15 protein-coding genes are annotated in these 14,156 nt (G+C 68.2%); 3 read left to right on the top strand and 12 right to left on the bottom strand.

What is annotated here, in order from left to right; translation table 11 throughout:
* Nucleotides 1-81: 81 nt before the first annotated feature.
* The 4 genes from AC6JAM_RS05705 to AC6JAM_RS05690 form a co-directional block, all read right to left on the bottom strand.
* Nucleotides 82-939 carry a hydroxymethylpyrimidine/phosphomethylpyrimidine kinase gene (locus AC6JAM_RS05705; RefSeq protein WP_268002562.1) on the bottom strand — a complete coding sequence of 286 codons (858 nt, stop codon included), beginning with the start codon at nt 937-939 and terminating at the stop codon, nt 82-84.
* A gap of 71 nt (nt 940-1,010) precedes the next feature.
* Nucleotides 1,011-1,421 (bottom strand): hypothetical protein, encoded by a 411-nt coding sequence (locus tag AC6JAM_RS05700; protein WP_018770818.1) that lies wholly within the window; start codon nt 1,419-1,421, stop codon nt 1,011-1,013.
* Nucleotides 1,418-2,329 carry a TIGR01777 family oxidoreductase gene (locus AC6JAM_RS05695; protein WP_497934258.1) on the bottom strand — a complete coding sequence of 304 codons (912 nt, stop codon included), beginning with the start codon at nt 2,327-2,329 and terminating at the stop codon, nt 1,418-1,420. Before AC6JAM_RS05695 ends, AC6JAM_RS05700 begins: the two co-directional genes overlap by 4 nt.
* A gap of 22 nt (nt 2,330-2,351) precedes the next feature.
* Entirely contained in the window at nt 2,352-3,008 is a 657-nt protein-coding gene (locus AC6JAM_RS05690) for a TetR/AcrR family transcriptional regulator (RefSeq protein WP_018770820.1), read from the bottom strand.
* A 65-nt stretch (nt 3,009-3,073) separates the two neighbouring features.
* On the opposite strand from AC6JAM_RS05690, the gene AC6JAM_RS05685 reads away from it, so the two are divergent.
* Entirely contained in the window at nt 3,074-3,745 is a 672-nt protein-coding gene (locus AC6JAM_RS05685) for a queuosine precursor transporter (RefSeq protein ID WP_497935921.1), read from the top strand.
* A gap of 122 nt (nt 3,746-3,867) precedes the next feature.
* Here AC6JAM_RS05685 and AC6JAM_RS05680 read toward each other — a convergent pair whose 3' ends face one another.
* The 7 genes from AC6JAM_RS05680 to AC6JAM_RS05650 form a co-directional block, all read right to left on the bottom strand.
* Nucleotides 3,868-4,806 (bottom strand): type IV toxin-antitoxin system AbiEi family antitoxin domain-containing protein, encoded by a 939-nt coding sequence (locus AC6JAM_RS05680; protein ID WP_268002566.1) that lies wholly within the window; start codon nt 4,804-4,806, stop codon nt 3,868-3,870.
* Between the two features lie 163 nt (nt 4,807-4,969).
* Nucleotides 4,970-5,719, bottom strand: a complete 750-nt coding sequence (locus tag AC6JAM_RS05675; RefSeq protein ID WP_134165149.1) for a dienelactone hydrolase family protein — start codon at nt 5,717-5,719, stop codon at nt 4,970-4,972.
* 22 nt (nt 5,720-5,741) lie between these two features.
* Complete coding sequence (tgt, locus tag AC6JAM_RS05670) at nt 5,742-7,037, bottom strand: tRNA guanosine(34) transglycosylase Tgt (RefSeq protein WP_478222381.1); 1,296 nt, start codon at nt 7,035-7,037, stop codon at nt 5,742-5,744.
* A gap of 51 nt (nt 7,038-7,088) precedes the next feature.
* On the bottom strand, nt 7,089-7,817 hold the full coding sequence (locus AC6JAM_RS05665) for an SRPBCC family protein (RefSeq protein ID WP_056392168.1): 729 nt from the start codon (nt 7,815-7,817) through the stop codon (nt 7,089-7,091).
* Between the two features lie 72 nt (nt 7,818-7,889).
* Nucleotides 7,890-8,885 carry a DUF6707 family protein gene (locus AC6JAM_RS05660; RefSeq protein ID WP_018770826.1) on the bottom strand — a complete coding sequence of 332 codons (996 nt, stop codon included), beginning with the start codon at nt 8,883-8,885 and terminating at the stop codon, nt 7,890-7,892.
* Nucleotides 8,886-8,973: 88 nt separating this feature from the next.
* Nucleotides 8,974-9,513 (bottom strand): NUDIX hydrolase family protein, encoded by a 540-nt coding sequence (locus AC6JAM_RS05655; protein WP_018770827.1) that lies wholly within the window; start codon nt 9,511-9,513, stop codon nt 8,974-8,976.
* A gap of 9 nt (nt 9,514-9,522) precedes the next feature.
* Nucleotides 9,523-10,281, bottom strand: coding sequence for a VOC family protein (locus AC6JAM_RS05650; RefSeq protein ID WP_497934256.1), 759 nt, complete (start codon nt 10,279-10,281; stop codon nt 9,523-9,525).
* Nucleotides 10,282-10,406: 125 nt separating this feature from the next.
* Between AC6JAM_RS05650 and AC6JAM_RS05645 the strand changes: the two genes are divergently transcribed.
* Both AC6JAM_RS05645 and AC6JAM_RS05640 read left to right on the top strand, forming a co-directional pair.
* Nucleotides 10,407-11,015: a YdeI/OmpD-associated family protein gene (locus AC6JAM_RS05645; RefSeq protein ID WP_497934255.1), complete on the top strand. Its 609-nt coding sequence runs from the start codon at nt 10,407-10,409 to the stop codon at nt 11,013-11,015.
* Between the two features lie 125 nt (nt 11,016-11,140).
* Nucleotides 11,141-12,781 (top strand): glycoside hydrolase family 32 protein, encoded by a 1,641-nt coding sequence (locus AC6JAM_RS05640; RefSeq protein WP_497934253.1) that lies wholly within the window; start codon nt 11,141-11,143, stop codon nt 12,779-12,781.
* On the opposite strand, the gene AC6JAM_RS05635 is transcribed toward AC6JAM_RS05640, so the two are convergent.
* The gene (locus AC6JAM_RS05635; RefSeq protein WP_497934252.1) at nt 12,778-14,076 is read right to left on the bottom strand and encodes a glycoside hydrolase family 76 protein; all 1,299 of its coding nucleotides are present in this window, start codon (nt 14,074-14,076) and stop codon (nt 12,778-12,780) included. The genes AC6JAM_RS05640 and AC6JAM_RS05635 overlap by 4 nt on opposite strands.
* Nucleotides 14,077-14,156: the final 80 nt, after the last annotated feature.

Raw genomic sequence — 14,156 nt, 5'->3', positions numbered from 1 at the left:
CTCGCCGGAAACTGCCGGGTTCGCCGCAAATTCCCGGCGATCTCGAGGGTTTCCGGCGAACCCGACGCGGGGAGATCGGTTCTACCGGACGCCGCCCTGCCAGAGGGCGTCGAACGGGGCGCCGGAGGCTACGCGGTTGCGGATGCCGGCGGTGACGAAGTCCTTTGCGGTCCGTGCAGCCTCCAGCGGGCTGGCGCCCTTGGCCAGCTCCGCGGTCACGGCCGCGGCGAGTGAGCAGCCGGCACCGGAGACGGCAACTTCGCCCACCTTCGGGGCGGTGAGGACTTCCAGGGTTTCGCCGTCGTAGAAGACGTCGACGGCGTCCGGGCCTTCCAGCCGAACCCCGCCCTTGGCAAGAACTGCCGCGCCGCTGAGTTCGTGGATGCGGACGGCGGCGGCCTTCAACGACTCGATGTCGGTGATTTCCAGGCCGGACAGGGACTCCGCCTCGAAGTGGTTGGGCGTGACGAACGTTGCCAGCGGCAGGATCTGCGCCTTCAGGGCCTGGTCCGTGTCCAGCGCGTGCCCGGGCTCCTGGCCCTTGCAGATCAGCACCGGATCCAGGACCACGTTGGCGAAGCTGTTCTCCTGCAGGGCAGACGCCACCGTGCTGATGGTCGCGGGGCTGCCCAGCATGCCGATCTTCACGGTGTCCAGGGCGGAAGGGGCGCCCGACGCCGGACCGTACGCCGCCGTCGTCGCCTCCAGTTGGTCGGCAATCACCTGTTGGTCCACCGGCACGAAGCGGTGGTTCCAGCTGTCCTTGGGGTCGAAGGACACGATGCAGGTCAGGTTGGCGATGCCGAAGACGCCCAGTTCCTGGAAGGTCTTCAGGTCCGCCTGCGCGCCGGCGCCGCCGGTGGCTTCGGAGCCGGCGATAGTGAGGACGACGGCGGGGCCGGCGGCGGACAGCGTTGCGTCAGGGGTAGCGGAAGTCATGCACCCATCCTGCCACCCGCCGTCGGACGCTTTCCCTGTGGTGCCGTACAGGGCGCCGGGACGTCATATGGTCAGGGTTCCAGCGGTGGGCCGGGCTTCTGCGCAGCCACGGGTTCCCGCGCGGGCGCGTCATGGATTGTGACGAGGCCGGACACAGCTGCCCGCCCCAGCGCCGCGCAGCACCCCGTCCATAGGACCATGCCCCACATCGCGGACCAGTGGCTGCCTGTGATGAACATGAGCGTAAGCATCCCGGTTGCCAGCCCTGCCACGCCGACGGCCAGGACGTGCAGCAGCTGGTTGCGGACGGTCCGCATGCAAATCCCGGCAGCCAGCGCCAGGGGCATTCCCAGAAGCAGTGCGGCGAGCGTTCCGTAGAGATAGCCGGGGACCCCCAGTGGGAACCCGAAGACCAGGACCGTAAGGCCCGCGCCGGGAAGGAACGCGCCAGGACCGAAGGTGACGCGGAGCGGGCGGCTCATTCCCGGCCCTTGGCGATCTGGAGCAGTGCCCGGCCCAGCTCCGGCTGGCTGTAGACGAAGCCCGCGTCGAGGAGTTTCTGCGGCTGGACCCACCTGCTTTTGAGCACAAGCTCGGTTTCGGTGCGGATCAGGACGGCCCCTGCACGGAGGAGCCACGCAGGGGTGGGGAGCCCAAAGCGGGCGCCGTAGGCGCGCCGCACCAGGCGCATCATTTCCCGGTTGCTCACCACGTCCGGCGACGCCACATTAACGGGTCCGGTGACGTCGGTCCGCATATGCAGGAAGCGGATGCTGCGGTACAGGTCCTCCACGTGGATCCAGCTGAACTTCTGCCTGCCGTCGCCCATGTGGCCGCCCAGGCCCAGCCGCGCCAGGTTGGCGAACGGCGCCAGCGCGCCGCCGCCGCGGCCCAGCACGGTGGCGATCCGCAGCGGGATCTTCCGGGTGGCCGGCGTGGTGGCCGCCGCGAGGGCGGCCTCCCACGCTTTGGCCACGTCCACGGAGAACCCGGAGCCAAGCTCGCCGTCGGTTTCAGGCTGGGGGCGGTCCCTGGCATCGCGGTAGATGGTGCCGGTGCTGGCATTCAACCAGGTCGACGGCGGCTCCGGGCATTGTGCGATGGCACGCCCGAGCGCCTGGGTGGTGGCCACGCGCGAGTCCATGATGATCGCCTTGTTCCGCCGGTTGTAGCGGCAGGAGACGGACCGTCCGGCGAGGTTCACCATCAGCCCGGCGCCGTTGAGCACCCGCACCATGCCGGCGTCGTCATCCCATCCGGCTGCGGCGCTGCCCGCTCCCTTGCGTCCAATGGTGCGCACGGTCCATCCGTCTTCCTGGAAGCGCCGGCGAAGGTACGTGCCGATGAAGCCGGAAGCCCCCGCCACCACAACGGTCTTTGTGCAGCCCATCTTTTCCCCCAATGTTTCTTCTCTAATCGCGGATGCTGCGGCCCAGGTCCAGGACGTCGTCCAACACCTTGCTGACTCCCGGGATGCGGGCCAGAGCGAGACCGCGGGCAATGAGTGGGGCCGCGCCGTCCACCAGCCTCCTGGTCCGCCTCTGGCTCTCCGAGGCGTCATAGACCCAGAAGAGGGTGATGCCCATGTAGCAGAGCCACAGCAGCTCCGGCAGGTCGGTCCGCAGTTTCTTCGGTACGCCGGGCCGGGCCCCATCCACAGTGCGCCTGAAGATGTCCAGGGAGGCCTCGCGCGCAGGCGTGGACCGTGCTGAGAAGGGGTTCACCGGTGATGTTGGCCGGATTGCGGTGGCAACGAAGTCCGCACCGAACCGGTGGTAAGGGGCCATGACGTCAAGGCCGGCATGCAGCGTGGCCTTCAGGCGCTCAGTCAGGGAAGCGGTCCCGTCCAACGCTTCCGAGGCCCGCGCCGCGTGCTCTGCCTGCACCTGGATGTACAGCTCGTGGACCAGGTCATCCTTGGACGCGAAGTAGTAATAGGCGTTGCCGACGGAGACGCCTGCCCCGGCGGCGATGGCGCGCATGGTGGTCTTCTCGAACCCGATATCTCGGAACATGCGCAGCGCCGTGTCCGCCACCAGCTGCCTGGTCTGTTCGCTCTTCGCTGCCATCGGCATCCCCATTCTTTGAACATGTTCAAAAGGACTGTGCCACAGTAGTTGAACATGTTCAAAAACTGTCCGGTGCTAATCAAAACTTCTCCTTGGGGAGCTTTGCCACGCGGCCCGGTGCGAGAAAGGCACGAGTGCTGGCGTTCGGCCCCATCGTCACCGACGGCGGCTTCTTCCTCTTCCCGCTGGCTTACATCCTCGGCGACGTGATCAGTGAGGTCTACGGCTTCAAGGTGGCCCGCAAAGCCATTTTCACCACATTTGCGCTGTCCGTCTTCGCTTCCCTCTGCTACTGGGTAGTCATTGCGCTCCCCGGATTCGACGACGAGTACGGTGCCGCCAAGCAGTCCGCCCTGGAAGGGGCGCTTGGCCCCGTGCCACAAATCGTCCTGGCCTCCCTGCTGGCATTCCTGGCGGGGCAGACCATCAATTCCTGGATCCTGGTCCGGATGAAGGCCCGCACCGGGGAGAAGTCCCTAGGGGCGCGGCTCATGGGATCCTCGGGCGCCGGGGAGTTTGTGGACACGCTGATCTTCTGCAGCATCGCCGCACCCGTCATCGGCATCGCCGACCCCGGCAGCTTCGTGAACTACGTGCTGGTGGGTTTCGTCTACAAGACCGTGGTGGAGTTCCTCTTCGTCCCCGTGACCTCGCTGGTCATCAACTGGGTCAAGCGTCGCGAGCCCAGTTACGGCGTCGCGGGCCACGCCGCGGAAGCGGTGACAAACGCCGCATAGCTGCCGCCCGGCGTCGTACGTTCCAACTGCTGATCGCGTGGGATCGCCGGAAAGCTGCCGGATCGCCGGAAATTACCGGCGGCCTGGTCCCGTTCCGGCGATTTGGCGCTCCGGCGGCGTGGCTACCGCCCAAGTGCGGCAAGGACACGGGCTTTGAACTCATGTTCACGGAAAAGGTCGGCCCATGTCAGGCGAAGGAAAGTCCAGCCATTCTCGGTGAGGGCCTTCTCGCGCTGCCGCTCCTGAAACAGCACCTCAGCCGTTGGCCCATAGTCGAAGTACTTCGTTTTCCCGTCGAATTCGAGTGCCACCTTCTTATCCTTCCAGGCGAAATCCAGCCGGTACCGGCCGGCACGTGTTGCTACCAACACTTGAGGCTCCGGCAGGGGAAGTTTCAGCCGCGTCAGGAGTTCGCGGGTTAGTGTTTCACCAGCTGACTCCGAACGTGGATCTGCGTGGGTAAGGGCGCGCCGGAGAGTCCGGACCCCGCGGCGTCCCTCCAGGCCCTCGGCCATGCTTTCCAGGAGGGCTTTGTCGGCCCCAAGCCGGAGGGCGTGATCGGTGAGCACCAGGGCCTGCCGGTAACCCAGCATCATGGCGCAATCCACTACCGTCCGCTCCAGCGAGGTCGCCCTGAGGCCGCCGAGGGTTACCACCTCCGACGCTGTCCACGGCCGGGTATGGCCACGGACATCCTTGCCGAGCCGCTCGCTGGAAGGGTTCCCCGGCAGCAGAAGGTGGATCGTGTCATCGACTGCCCACAAGTGCAGACCGTGCAGCCGGGCGGCAGAGGTATGGCTGTACACATAGCCGCCCGCAGACCTGGTCAGCGTCCCGTGCGCGTGGGCGCGAATCAACTGCTTGCTGCGGACGGGACTTGTCTGCTTCTCCCACAGCTCAGCGCGGATGTAGCAGCCGTGGCGAAGACGTACCAGCTTCCCGTGGAGGACCAATGCCTTGATGGCCCGGGAATTGAGGCCCCTCTCATGCAACTGCCCCGTCCGCCACAGGTTGCCGGTGCTCGGAAGGGAGGGGAGGCGGACTGGCGGCTGGGGTGTCATCCCGACAGGATCCTGCCGCTGCGACAGCTCAGGAAGGCGCCGCCGTCGTCATGTGGAAAACCTTCCAGGACCGTCCTGCCTCCCGGGATCGCCGGAACTCGTCCGGCTCGCCGCAACGTTCCGGCGATCCGGCAGCTTTCCGGCGAGTTCGACGGCGGCCGGGTCAGCCCTTCAGTGTCCCGTCCAGGAGGGCACGCAGCTCACGGAAATGGCGTTCGGTGGCATCAGGGTGGAAGGCCGACGTGTCCGCCATCGTGTACCCGTGGGGCGCCCCTTCATAGATGACGTTGGACGCCTCGAGCCCCGCAGCCTGGAGCGCCTTGCCCAGCCGGGCGACGGCGTCGGGAGCCATGCTCCGGTCATGGTCCGCGTGGCCGAACACGAACCGGGCCCGTGCCTTCCCGAGCCCAAGGTGCGGGCTGTCCGGCTCGTCAGTGGCCAGTCCGCCGGCGTGGAAGCCGCCGCAGGCAGCCACCACTTCAGGGTGGGAGGTGGCGGTGCGCACAGCCAGCCGGGCGCCCATGCAGTAGCCCACGGTGCCGATGGGGCCGGGGGCGACGCCGTCCAGTGCCGCCAGCGCCGAAATCCACGCGTCGATGTCCGGCAGCGCCTTGTCAGGAGTCAGGCGGCCAATCCGCGGGAAGGCGGCCCTGCCCGCCGCTTCCCGGCCTTGCTGGGTGGTCATGTCCGTGGCGGGGGCGAGTTCGGCGGCCGTTCCGTCCCGGTAGAAAACGTTGGGGGCCAGCACCACGTAGCCCCAGTCGGCGATGCGCTGGGCCATCTCCTGGATGCGGGGGCGCAGGCCGAAGGCGTCCATGTAAAGGATGACGCCGGGAAAAGGACCGGTTCCGGTGGACGGGCGGGCCACCAAGGCCTCTGCAGTACCTTCCGCGGCAGGGATATCAATGAGCATCCGGCCAGCCTAGCGGACGTGCCTAGGAGTAGTACCGGCCCAGGGTTTCCGCCTTGAAATCGAAGAAGGTGCCGGACGCGATGGCCAGCCGGGCGTCATCCACCATCTTCACCACGAACCGCTCGTTGTGGATGGAGATCAGGGTGGCGGACAGCATCTCCTTGGCCTTGAACAGGTGGTGGATGTACGCCCGCGAGTAGTTGGCGCAGGCGTAGCAGTCGCAGCCTTCCTGCAGCGGCCCGAAATCGCGCTTGTACTTGGCGCCCGAGAGATTGAACCGGCCGTCCGGGGTGTAGAACGCGGAATTCCGGGCCACCCGGGTGGGGGAGACGCAGTCGAAGGTGTCGGCACCGTTTTCGATGGCCGTGAAAATGTCATCCGGCTCGGAGATCCCCAGCAGGTGGCGTGGCTTGTCCTCCGGCAGTTCCTCGTTGCACCACCGCACGATGGTGCCCAGGTTCTCCTTCTCCAACGCCCCGCCGATCCCGAACCCGTCGAACGGCATGGCACCCAGGTCCCGGCAGGCCTTCCGGCGAAGGTCCTCGTACTGGGCGCCCTGGATCACGCCGAACAGTGCCTGGTACGGCTTGCCGGCCCGTGCCTCCGTGAGGCGGAAGTGCTCCTCGAGGCACCGCTCCGCCCACAGGCGCGTGCGCTCCAGCGACTCCTCCTGGTAACCGCGTGAGTTCTGCAGCGTGGTGAGCTCGTCGAACGCGAACATGATGTCCGCCCCGATCTGGTGCTGGACCTGCATGGAGATCTCGGGGGAGAACCGGTGGCGGTCCCCGTTGAGGTGGCTCTTGAACCAGACGCCATCGTCGTCGATATGGGCCAGGCGTTCCTTGCCGGGGGCCACGGCATCGTCCGGTCCGGGCGCGCCCGCGGCGGCCACAGTCTTCATGTCGATGACCTTCTTGAACCCGGAGCCCAGGCTCATCACCTGGAATCCGCCGGAGTCCGTGAAGGTGGGGCCCGGCCAGTTCATGAAGGCACCCAGGCCGCCGGCCTCGTCCAGGATGTCCGGCCCCGGCTGCAGGTACAGGTGGTAGGCGTTGGCCAGCAGCGCCTGGGCGCCCAGGTCTGCCATGGATTCCGGCAGTACGGACTTCACCGTGGCTTTGGTCCCGACGGCGATGAACGCCGGCGTCTGGATTTCACCGTGCGGCGTGGTGATGGTGCCGGTGCGGCCCAGGAACTCCCCGCCGTTTTCAGCCGTCCGGGCGGCAGCGGGCGGACAGGTCTCCGCCAGGCGGGTGCCCACCGTGAAGGAAAACTGTGACCGGGTATCAGGCAGGGCAAAGGCGGGATCGGCAGGCACGGTACCAGTGTGCCAGCAATTGGCGCTGCCTCAATAAACCAGCCGGCGCCGTCAGCTGACCGGTTCCGAGTCCGGGTAGTTCCTGGAGCGCCACGAATCCCAGGCGGACCGGATGGCGTCAACCTTGCCGGCGCCCAGGTCGTAGGTGGAGGCGATGACCAGCGACCCTTCACCCTCTGCCCGGACGTCCTTGATGGCGGGATGGTCGGCCACCACCAGCAGCCCCTCGCCATGCTCTGCGTAGCCGTGCACGGTGAGTCCCACCTGGTGGCTGGTCCGGTACCAGACCTTGCCGCTGATTTCCTCTCCGGTATCCAAGGTGACCTGGTACGGCTCGCCCGGGGCAGGGAGGTCGGCCAGCCCCAGCTTCTCGATCGCGGAGCCCTTCCCCTCTGTCAGGTGCAGGAACAGGGTGTGCCGCTTGCCGTGCGGGTGGCGTTCCAGGGCAAAGCGGAGCTGCTGCAGGAAGGTCAGCCAGCCCTGGGTGATGTCCTCGTCCCAGGCAGCCCACTCGGAGTCGTGATCCATGGCCCCGCGGGTGACGCTGACCCGGGTTCCGCCGGCCACCGGGTGAAGCTCGAACGTGTCCCCGCCGTGGACGGTGAGGCTGGTATGGTCCGCGGATTCCTCCACGTCGCTGGAAAAGTAGATCTCCTTGATCTCGGACTCCAGGTCCTCGGCCTGCCAGCCGTGCCACTGGGCTACCTTGGACGGTTCACGCAGCATGGTCCAGACCTGCGGCGCGTCGGCGTTGATCACTACGCTGAGATTGTTGGTCATAGCCCCGAATGTACAACTCCGGCTACGCCCCGGGTAGGGGTAATTTCCCCCGCCCCGAAGCCGGTCCTGCGGTCAGGACCGGACAGCCTCCAGCTCATTGCTGATCCGGCGTTCCAGCTCGGGCATCCCGATGGTTTCCGAGCCGCCGTGGGCCCGCAGGAACAGCAGGCTTTCCAGCCGCAGCAACCGCCATTCACGCTCGGCATCGTGGTTGGAGTTGTCGATGGAGCGGAAGATTTCCTTGTCGTACAGGTTGGGTTCGTTGAGTGAGCGCTGCCGCACCTTGGCGGCCATGCGTGCCTTGAACGCATCCGTTTCCTGGTTTTCCGGGGTGCGGATCAGCTTCTCGTAGACCTCGGCGCGTTCGTCCTGGCCGTCCTGCCGGCAGATGTAGCTGGCCAGGGCGAGGGAGGCCTCCACCGAGGTCCACCGGCCGGGGTTCCCGTCATAGGGCAGCACGGTGAGGAGGTCAGCCACGGCCAGAGCCCCGTCGGCATCCTTGAGCGTGATGAACAATTCGTGCGCCAGGTCGGTAAGGTCCTTCAGGCAGCTTCCGGACTTGAAGTTGACGCCCTTGGAGAGCCGGTCGGCCAGGAGCAGGACGCCCTCGGCATCCGGGTGGGCCTCGGCGGCGGCTTCCACCACGGACTCAGGGGTGCCGGCCGGAGCCGGGATGAGGGCGAGTTCCTCCTCGCTGGGTCCGGTCGCCGCGGGCGGTACCGGCGGCAGGGGAGGTACGACGACGGCGGGCGCCACGGTGATGGGCCCGGTCCCGGCGGTTTCCACCGGGGGTGTGGCTTCCGGGAGGTCAGCCGGCAGCGGCAGCTGGGTGACGTCGTCGTGCGTTCCGTCCACAACGGTGACGGTGGCACCTATGGCGACCCGCAGCGTCCCGCCGCCGGAGAGGCTTGCCAGCACCAGTGCCGGGGAGCCGAAATCGTCCCGCTCAAGCTCCACCTGGTCGATTTCGGCGGTGCGGTGGCCGTCCGGAAGGAGGATGTGGGTGCCGGTGGTCAGAGATCCAGCCTGCTGTTCACGGTGGTGCCTGGCGGCTGGTGATTCGGTCATGGGAGTCCTTAAGTTCTCTTGCGGTCCGCCCTACAGTCTACAAAGGCGGGCGCCTAAAACCGGGGACCCCCAGGTCCCGGCGCGGATGTCAGAAGCCCACACCTGCGAACGCCAGGGCCTGCCGGATGAGGCCGCCGCGGCCGCCCGCGAACTCCATCTGGACGCCAGGGCTGAGGACTTCCTCGGGGGTCATCCATGTCAGTTCCAGGGCGTCCTGGCGGGGTTCGCACTCGCCCGTGACCGGGATGATGTAGGCCAGGGACACGGCGTGTTGCCGCTCGTCGGTGAACCCCGTCTGGGACGGTGCCGGGAAGTATTCGGCCACCGTGAACGGCACGGGGCTGAGCGGCAGCTGCGGAAACGCCAGGGGGCCCAGGTCCTTCTCCATGTGCCGCAGCAGGGCGGCGCGGATGGTTTCGCGGTAGATGACCCGGCCCGAGACCAGGGACCGCACCATGGTCCCGTCGGCGTCGGCCTGCAGCAGCGTGCCCACCTCGTTGACGTATCCCAGCGGATCCAGCCTGACCGGCACGGCCTCCACGTACACCATGGGCAGCCGCCCGCGGGCCTCAAAGAGGTCTTCTTCAGAGAGCCAGCCGGGATTCGGGTCAGGTGTGCGCACGTTCATGGTTAAGTTCTACCCCATGGGGCGGTGCTGGGAGATCCAGAGCGTGGCGGGCGCGTTGGGGCTGCCCACGTCCGGATTGTCAACGTGAAGAGTGCTCCCAAAGGCTTCCTCGGTCAGGCTGGCCGGGAAACCGGCACCGGCGAGGCGCTCCCGCAACGGTTCCAGCCCGCCGTCGTATTCGAAGCCCAGGCCTGAGCGCGGGGGCCCCGACGCCGGGCGCACCAGGAGGACGCCGCCGTTCTTGGCCGTGAAATCGGCGGTTTCGTCGTTGTCCGGCACCGGCCGGGGACGGGCGCCGGCGTGCAGCAGGGTGCGGATGGCTGCCTCCGGGTCCGGGGTGTACCAGACGCCGGCGACGGCCAGTGCGGGATCGGCATCGGCGCACTGGGCGCCGTGGACGGCCTTGTCCGCCAGGAAGCTGAATCCGTCCGGCGCGGTGACCCGGCAGGCCTCACCGTGGTCCGTTGCGACGAGTTCGGCCGGCTGCGTTGGTTCCTCTTGCGTTCCGTCCGCCTGCGGTCCGCCCTCCTGGGCGGACAGGTTGGTGCGGCGGGCGAACTCCGCCACGTCGCCCACTTCCACCCCAAACACGGTGCGGCCGTCCTGGCCGGACCCTGCCTCGGCGCCGTGCAAAGCCAGGCGGCCTGACGCGGAGTCGAAGACCTGCCACCCGCCGTCGTCCTCTGTCTGGACCATTCCCAGGGCGGTGAGGAACTGCTTCCAGGGCTCGATGCGGGACGTGAAGTGGACGGGACGGACTCGGAGCATGGCATTGTCCTTGATGCTGGTTGACGGGCGGCAGTGGGTGACGGCTGCTGTATGGCCATGATGCCACCGGAAGCGCCGGCGCACACAGGGCTTGTGGCCTGGGATTCTCCGGGCAGAATGGGGCCATGGCCGATGACCTCGAGGAACTGCTGGTACCTGACGCTGCCGCCTGGCGTGCATGGCTGGAAGAAAACCACAGGACCAGCCCGGGAGTGTGGCTGGTCCTGCACAAGAAGGGCGGCACGGTAACCGGCCTGGACTACCCGGCGGCGCTGGACGAGGCACTCTGCTTTGGCTGGATCGACGGGCAGCTGCGGCGCCGGGATGATGAAAGCTCCTTCCAGCGGATGACGCCGCGGCGTCCGCGGAGCGTCTGGTCCGCCCGGAACGTGGGGCACGTTGCGCGCCTGGAAGAGGAGGGGAAAATGACCGACGCCGGCAGGGCGGCGGTGGAGTCGGCCAAGGCGGACGGCCGCTGGGACGCAGCGTACGGCGGGCAGGCCGACGTGGAGGTTCCGGCAGACCTGGCTGCCGCGATTGCCGCGAACCCCGAGGCCCAGGCGATGTTCGACGTCCTCACCAAAACCAACCTGTTCGCCCTGGTGTACCGGACCAATTCGGCCAAGCAGGCAGCCACCCGGGAACGCCGGATCGCGGGGTTCGTGGAGATGCTGGCCCGGGGCGAAACCCCGTTTCCGCAGAAGAAGCGCCCTGCCGGCCAGGACCGGCAATAGTTCATGACGCTCCGGGATTCGGTTCCCGGGCGCCGGGCCGGTAAAATTGACGGTTCACTTGCGCTGGTGCCGTTCCCCGAACCCGGGGGACGGCACTTGTGCGTTCAGCGACGGATCGACACAACATGCCATCCACCTTTTTCAGAACCGCGTTTGCAGCCCTTCGGCGGCGGCCCCTCCTGTGGTCCGTGGTGGCCGCGGTTGCAGCCCTGGCCCTGGCCGGTTCGCTGGTGCTCGTGGGAAATGCCCAGCGTGACGACAGCCGGCCGGCCGGGCAGCCCACGGCCGCACCCACGGAATCTTCTCCGGCTCAGGATCCCGGCTACCGCCCCGCCTACCACCTCAGCCCGGACCAGCGCTGGATGAACGATCCCCAGCGGCCCTTCCTCCTGGACGGCGTCTGGCACTATTACTACCTCTACAACGCTGACTACCCGGACGGAAACGGCACCGAGTGGTTCCACGCCACCAGCACGGACCTGGTGCACTGGAAGAACGAGGGCGTGGCCATCCAGAAGTTCCGCAATGGCCTGGGCGACATCGAGACCGGATCCGCGGTGGTGGACACCGAGGGGACGGCCGGGTTCGGCAAGGGGGCGGTGGTCGCCGTCCTCACCCAGCAGCACGACGGCGTCCAGCGCCAGTCCCTGTTCTACTCCACGGACAAGGGCTACAGCTTCCAAAGCTACGGGCAAAACCCCGTGATGGAGAACCCCGGCGCCGAGCACTGGCGGGATCCGCGCATCGTCCGGGACGACGCCAACAACCAGTGGCTGATGCTGCTTGCCGAGGGTTCCAAGATCGGCTTCTACACCTCGAAGGACCTGTTGCAATGGACCTATGTGTCGGGTTTCCAGAAGGACGGGCTGGGCATCCTGGAGTGCCCGGACTTCTTCCAAATGGATGTCGACGGCGACCCCGCCAAGCGCACCTGGGTCCTGGCGGCGAGCGCCAACGGCTCCGCCGAGGGCCGCAGCACGGGGCTGGCCTACTGGACCGGCGGCTTTGACGGCAAGGCCTTCACCCCCGAGGGCAGCCATCAGTGGCTCGACGGCGGCCCGGACTTCTACGCGGCCGTCACCTGGGAGGATCCGCGCCTGGACGACGGCCGGCGGACGGCCTCCCGGCACGCCATCGGCTGGATGAACAACTGGGCCTACGCCCGGCAGCTGCCCACAAAGGACTGGCAGGGGGCCGCCTCGGTGGTGCGGGACATCAGCCTCACCTCCGAGGGCGGCCGCCCGGTGCTGGCGTCATCGCCCACCGCCGGGCTCCGGTCGCTGGAGGGGGACCCGGCGCACCTGCAGGCCGGCAGCATCGGGGACGGGCAGCCGCTGCCGGTTCCCGAGGGCGGCGCCTTCAAGGTCGACGTCGAACTGGAGAAACCCGGGAACGGGACCGGTGAAGCCCGGCTGCTCCTGCAAAGCGGCGGGAGCACCTACGCCACCATTGGCTACGACTTCACTGCCGGGCGGGCCTATGTGGCCCGCGACGGTGACACGGTGGCAGGCGGCCAACGGAAGGCCGCCGACCCGGCAGCCGACACCGAGTACCGGCAGCCGCGTTCCGTCCAGCTCCGGCCCACGGGGGACACGGTGCACCTCACGGCATACGTGGACCGCTCATCGATCGAGGTCTTCGTCGGCGGGCAGTCCCTGACCTCCCTGGTGTTTCCGCCCGCGGGCCCCAGGGAGGCCCGCCTGGCGGCCGACGGCGGGGTGCTGCTTGGGGCCGGCACCGTCACGCCCCTGGCCGGCATCCGTTAGCCAGCGGTTGGCGCGCTGCCGTCGGGACTTGCCGCGGTGACTGCCGCGGCAACTGCCGCGGCAGCCTCCAGCGTCATCCACGCCTGCAGCTGCGTGGAAAGCTCGACGGCGGCGCCCGGGGGATACGCCTCAGCGGCCGGGTGGGCGGCATGGATGGAGAAGATGCTGGTGCCTTCAAGCCGTGCCCTGGCCTCCCCGGCGCCGACGGAGCGCCGGCCGGACCAGAACGCCTCCGCGGTGTCCGTCACCAGCCGGGCAGCCGTGGCACGGGTGGCTGCGGGCAGCCGGGTGTCGGCTGCCGCGAGCGCCAGGTAGCGGCAGAGGATCCCGGTGAAGAGGCCGCCGTCGCCCGTTCCTTCGCACCGGAGCACTGGGCTGTCCACGGCCGTGAGCTTCATGTTTACCGCGTCCACCAGGGCTGCCGCCCGTGCGAGGTTGGCGTCGCCGCCCAGTTCCAGGAGGGCCCCCAGCACGGGACCCTGGTTGTAGGTGTACACGGCGCGTTCCACCACCACGCCGCCGGCGGGGTCCGGGCGCACACCGTCCAGGTACAGGCCCTGGTCCCGGTCGAAGAGGGTGGCGTCCAGCCAGTCCAGCAGCGCCTGCGCCTTGCCGCGCTGCCCGGTGCGGGCGTAGAACAACGCCACGGGGGCCGTGGCAGGGGTGTTCTTGAAGTCCCGCTTCTTGCTCCAGAACGTGCCGCCGCCCAGGTCATCGGTGCATGCGGCGTCGAACTGCAGCGTCAGCGATGCGCGGACCGTGGCGTTGCGGCGGCGGCCGGGGCGCCGTGTCTCCTCAGCCAGCCCGTCCAGCCTCAGCGTTGCCAGCGCCAGCCACGCCATGTCGTCGTAGTAGCTGTTCACGAAGGTCAGGGCGTTGCGCAGCCTGATGCCGGTGACCAGGCGCGAGGCCAGGCGTCCGGCGCTGGGCCGGTCCGGGCCGTTGAACCGGGCCGCGGGGGTGGCTCCGCCGCCCAGCTCCCGCCGGCCGGTATCCACCAGGCAGTCCACGTAATGGGCCTGCCACCAGTAGTGCCACGGGAGGACCAGGCCCGCGGCCGGCCGGACGCGCCGGAGCGCCGCGAGCCACCGTCCCAGCCGCCGGCCGCCGGGCTCCTGTCCCTGCTCCGCCGCAGGCTGGTCCTGCCCCGCCGGGTGCTTGCCCTGCCACAGCACGGCGCCCAGGTGGGTTCCGGGCAGCAACAGCAGTTTCCGGCCGAACAGCGTGGTCACCGACTGGGCCGCGTGGTTCGCCCTGTCCTGCCAGGCGGTCAAGGAGGTGCTGCTGGAGGTCATGCCGTCCACCCTAACGGGGCACACGCAGCCCGGGCGCGTGCGGCGGTGGCGCATTTCAGTTAACATTCATTAACTGTTGC

Source organism: Arthrobacter sp. GmRoot5-12 (genome assembly GCF_059739365.1).
This window is presented reverse-complemented; position numbering and strand designations above follow the sequence as displayed.

Coding starts and splice junctions, on each gene's coding strand:
- AC6JAM_RS05690 (WP_018770820.1), bottom strand. CDS start 3,008: ATGGCAGCGAAGAGCGAACAGACCAGGCAGCTGGTGGCGGACACGGCG.
- AC6JAM_RS05655 (WP_018770827.1), bottom strand. CDS start 9,513: ATGAACGTGCGCACACCTGACCCGAATCCCGGCTGGCTCTCTGAAGAA.
- AC6JAM_RS05645 (WP_497934255.1), top strand. CDS start 10,407: ATGGCCGATGACCTCGAGGAACTGCTGGTACCTGACGCTGCCGCCTGG.
- AC6JAM_RS05665 (WP_056392168.1), bottom strand. CDS start 7,817: ATGACCAACAATCTCAGCGTAGTGATCAACGCCGACGCGCCGCAGGTC.
- AC6JAM_RS05640 (WP_497934253.1), top strand. CDS start 11,141: ATGCCATCCACCTTTTTCAGAACCGCGTTTGCAGCCCTTCGGCGGCGG.
- AC6JAM_RS05650 (WP_497934256.1), bottom strand. CDS start 10,281: ATGCTCCGAGTCCGTCCCGTCCACTTCACGTCCCGCATCGAGCCCTGG.
- AC6JAM_RS05635 (WP_497934252.1), bottom strand. CDS start 14,076: ATGACCTCCAGCAGCACCTCCTTGACCGCCTGGCAGGACAGGGCGAAC.
- AC6JAM_RS05695 (WP_497934258.1), bottom strand. CDS start 2,329: ATGGGCTGCACAAAGACCGTTGTGGTGGCGGGGGCTTCCGGCTTCATC.
- AC6JAM_RS05680 (WP_268002566.1), bottom strand. CDS start 4,806: ATGACACCCCAGCCGCCAGTCCGCCTCCCCTCCCTTCCGAGCACCGGC.
- AC6JAM_RS05675 (WP_134165149.1), bottom strand. CDS start 5,719: ATGCTCATTGATATCCCTGCCGCGGAAGGTACTGCAGAGGCCTTGGTG.
- AC6JAM_RS05700 (WP_018770818.1), bottom strand. CDS start 1,421: ATGAGCCGCCCGCTCCGCGTCACCTTCGGTCCTGGCGCGTTCCTTCCC.
- AC6JAM_RS05705 (WP_268002562.1), bottom strand. CDS start 939: ATGACTTCCGCTACCCCTGACGCAACGCTGTCCGCCGCCGGCCCCGCC.
- AC6JAM_RS05660 (WP_018770826.1), bottom strand. CDS start 8,885: ATGACCGAATCACCAGCCGCCAGGCACCACCGTGAACAGCAGGCTGGA.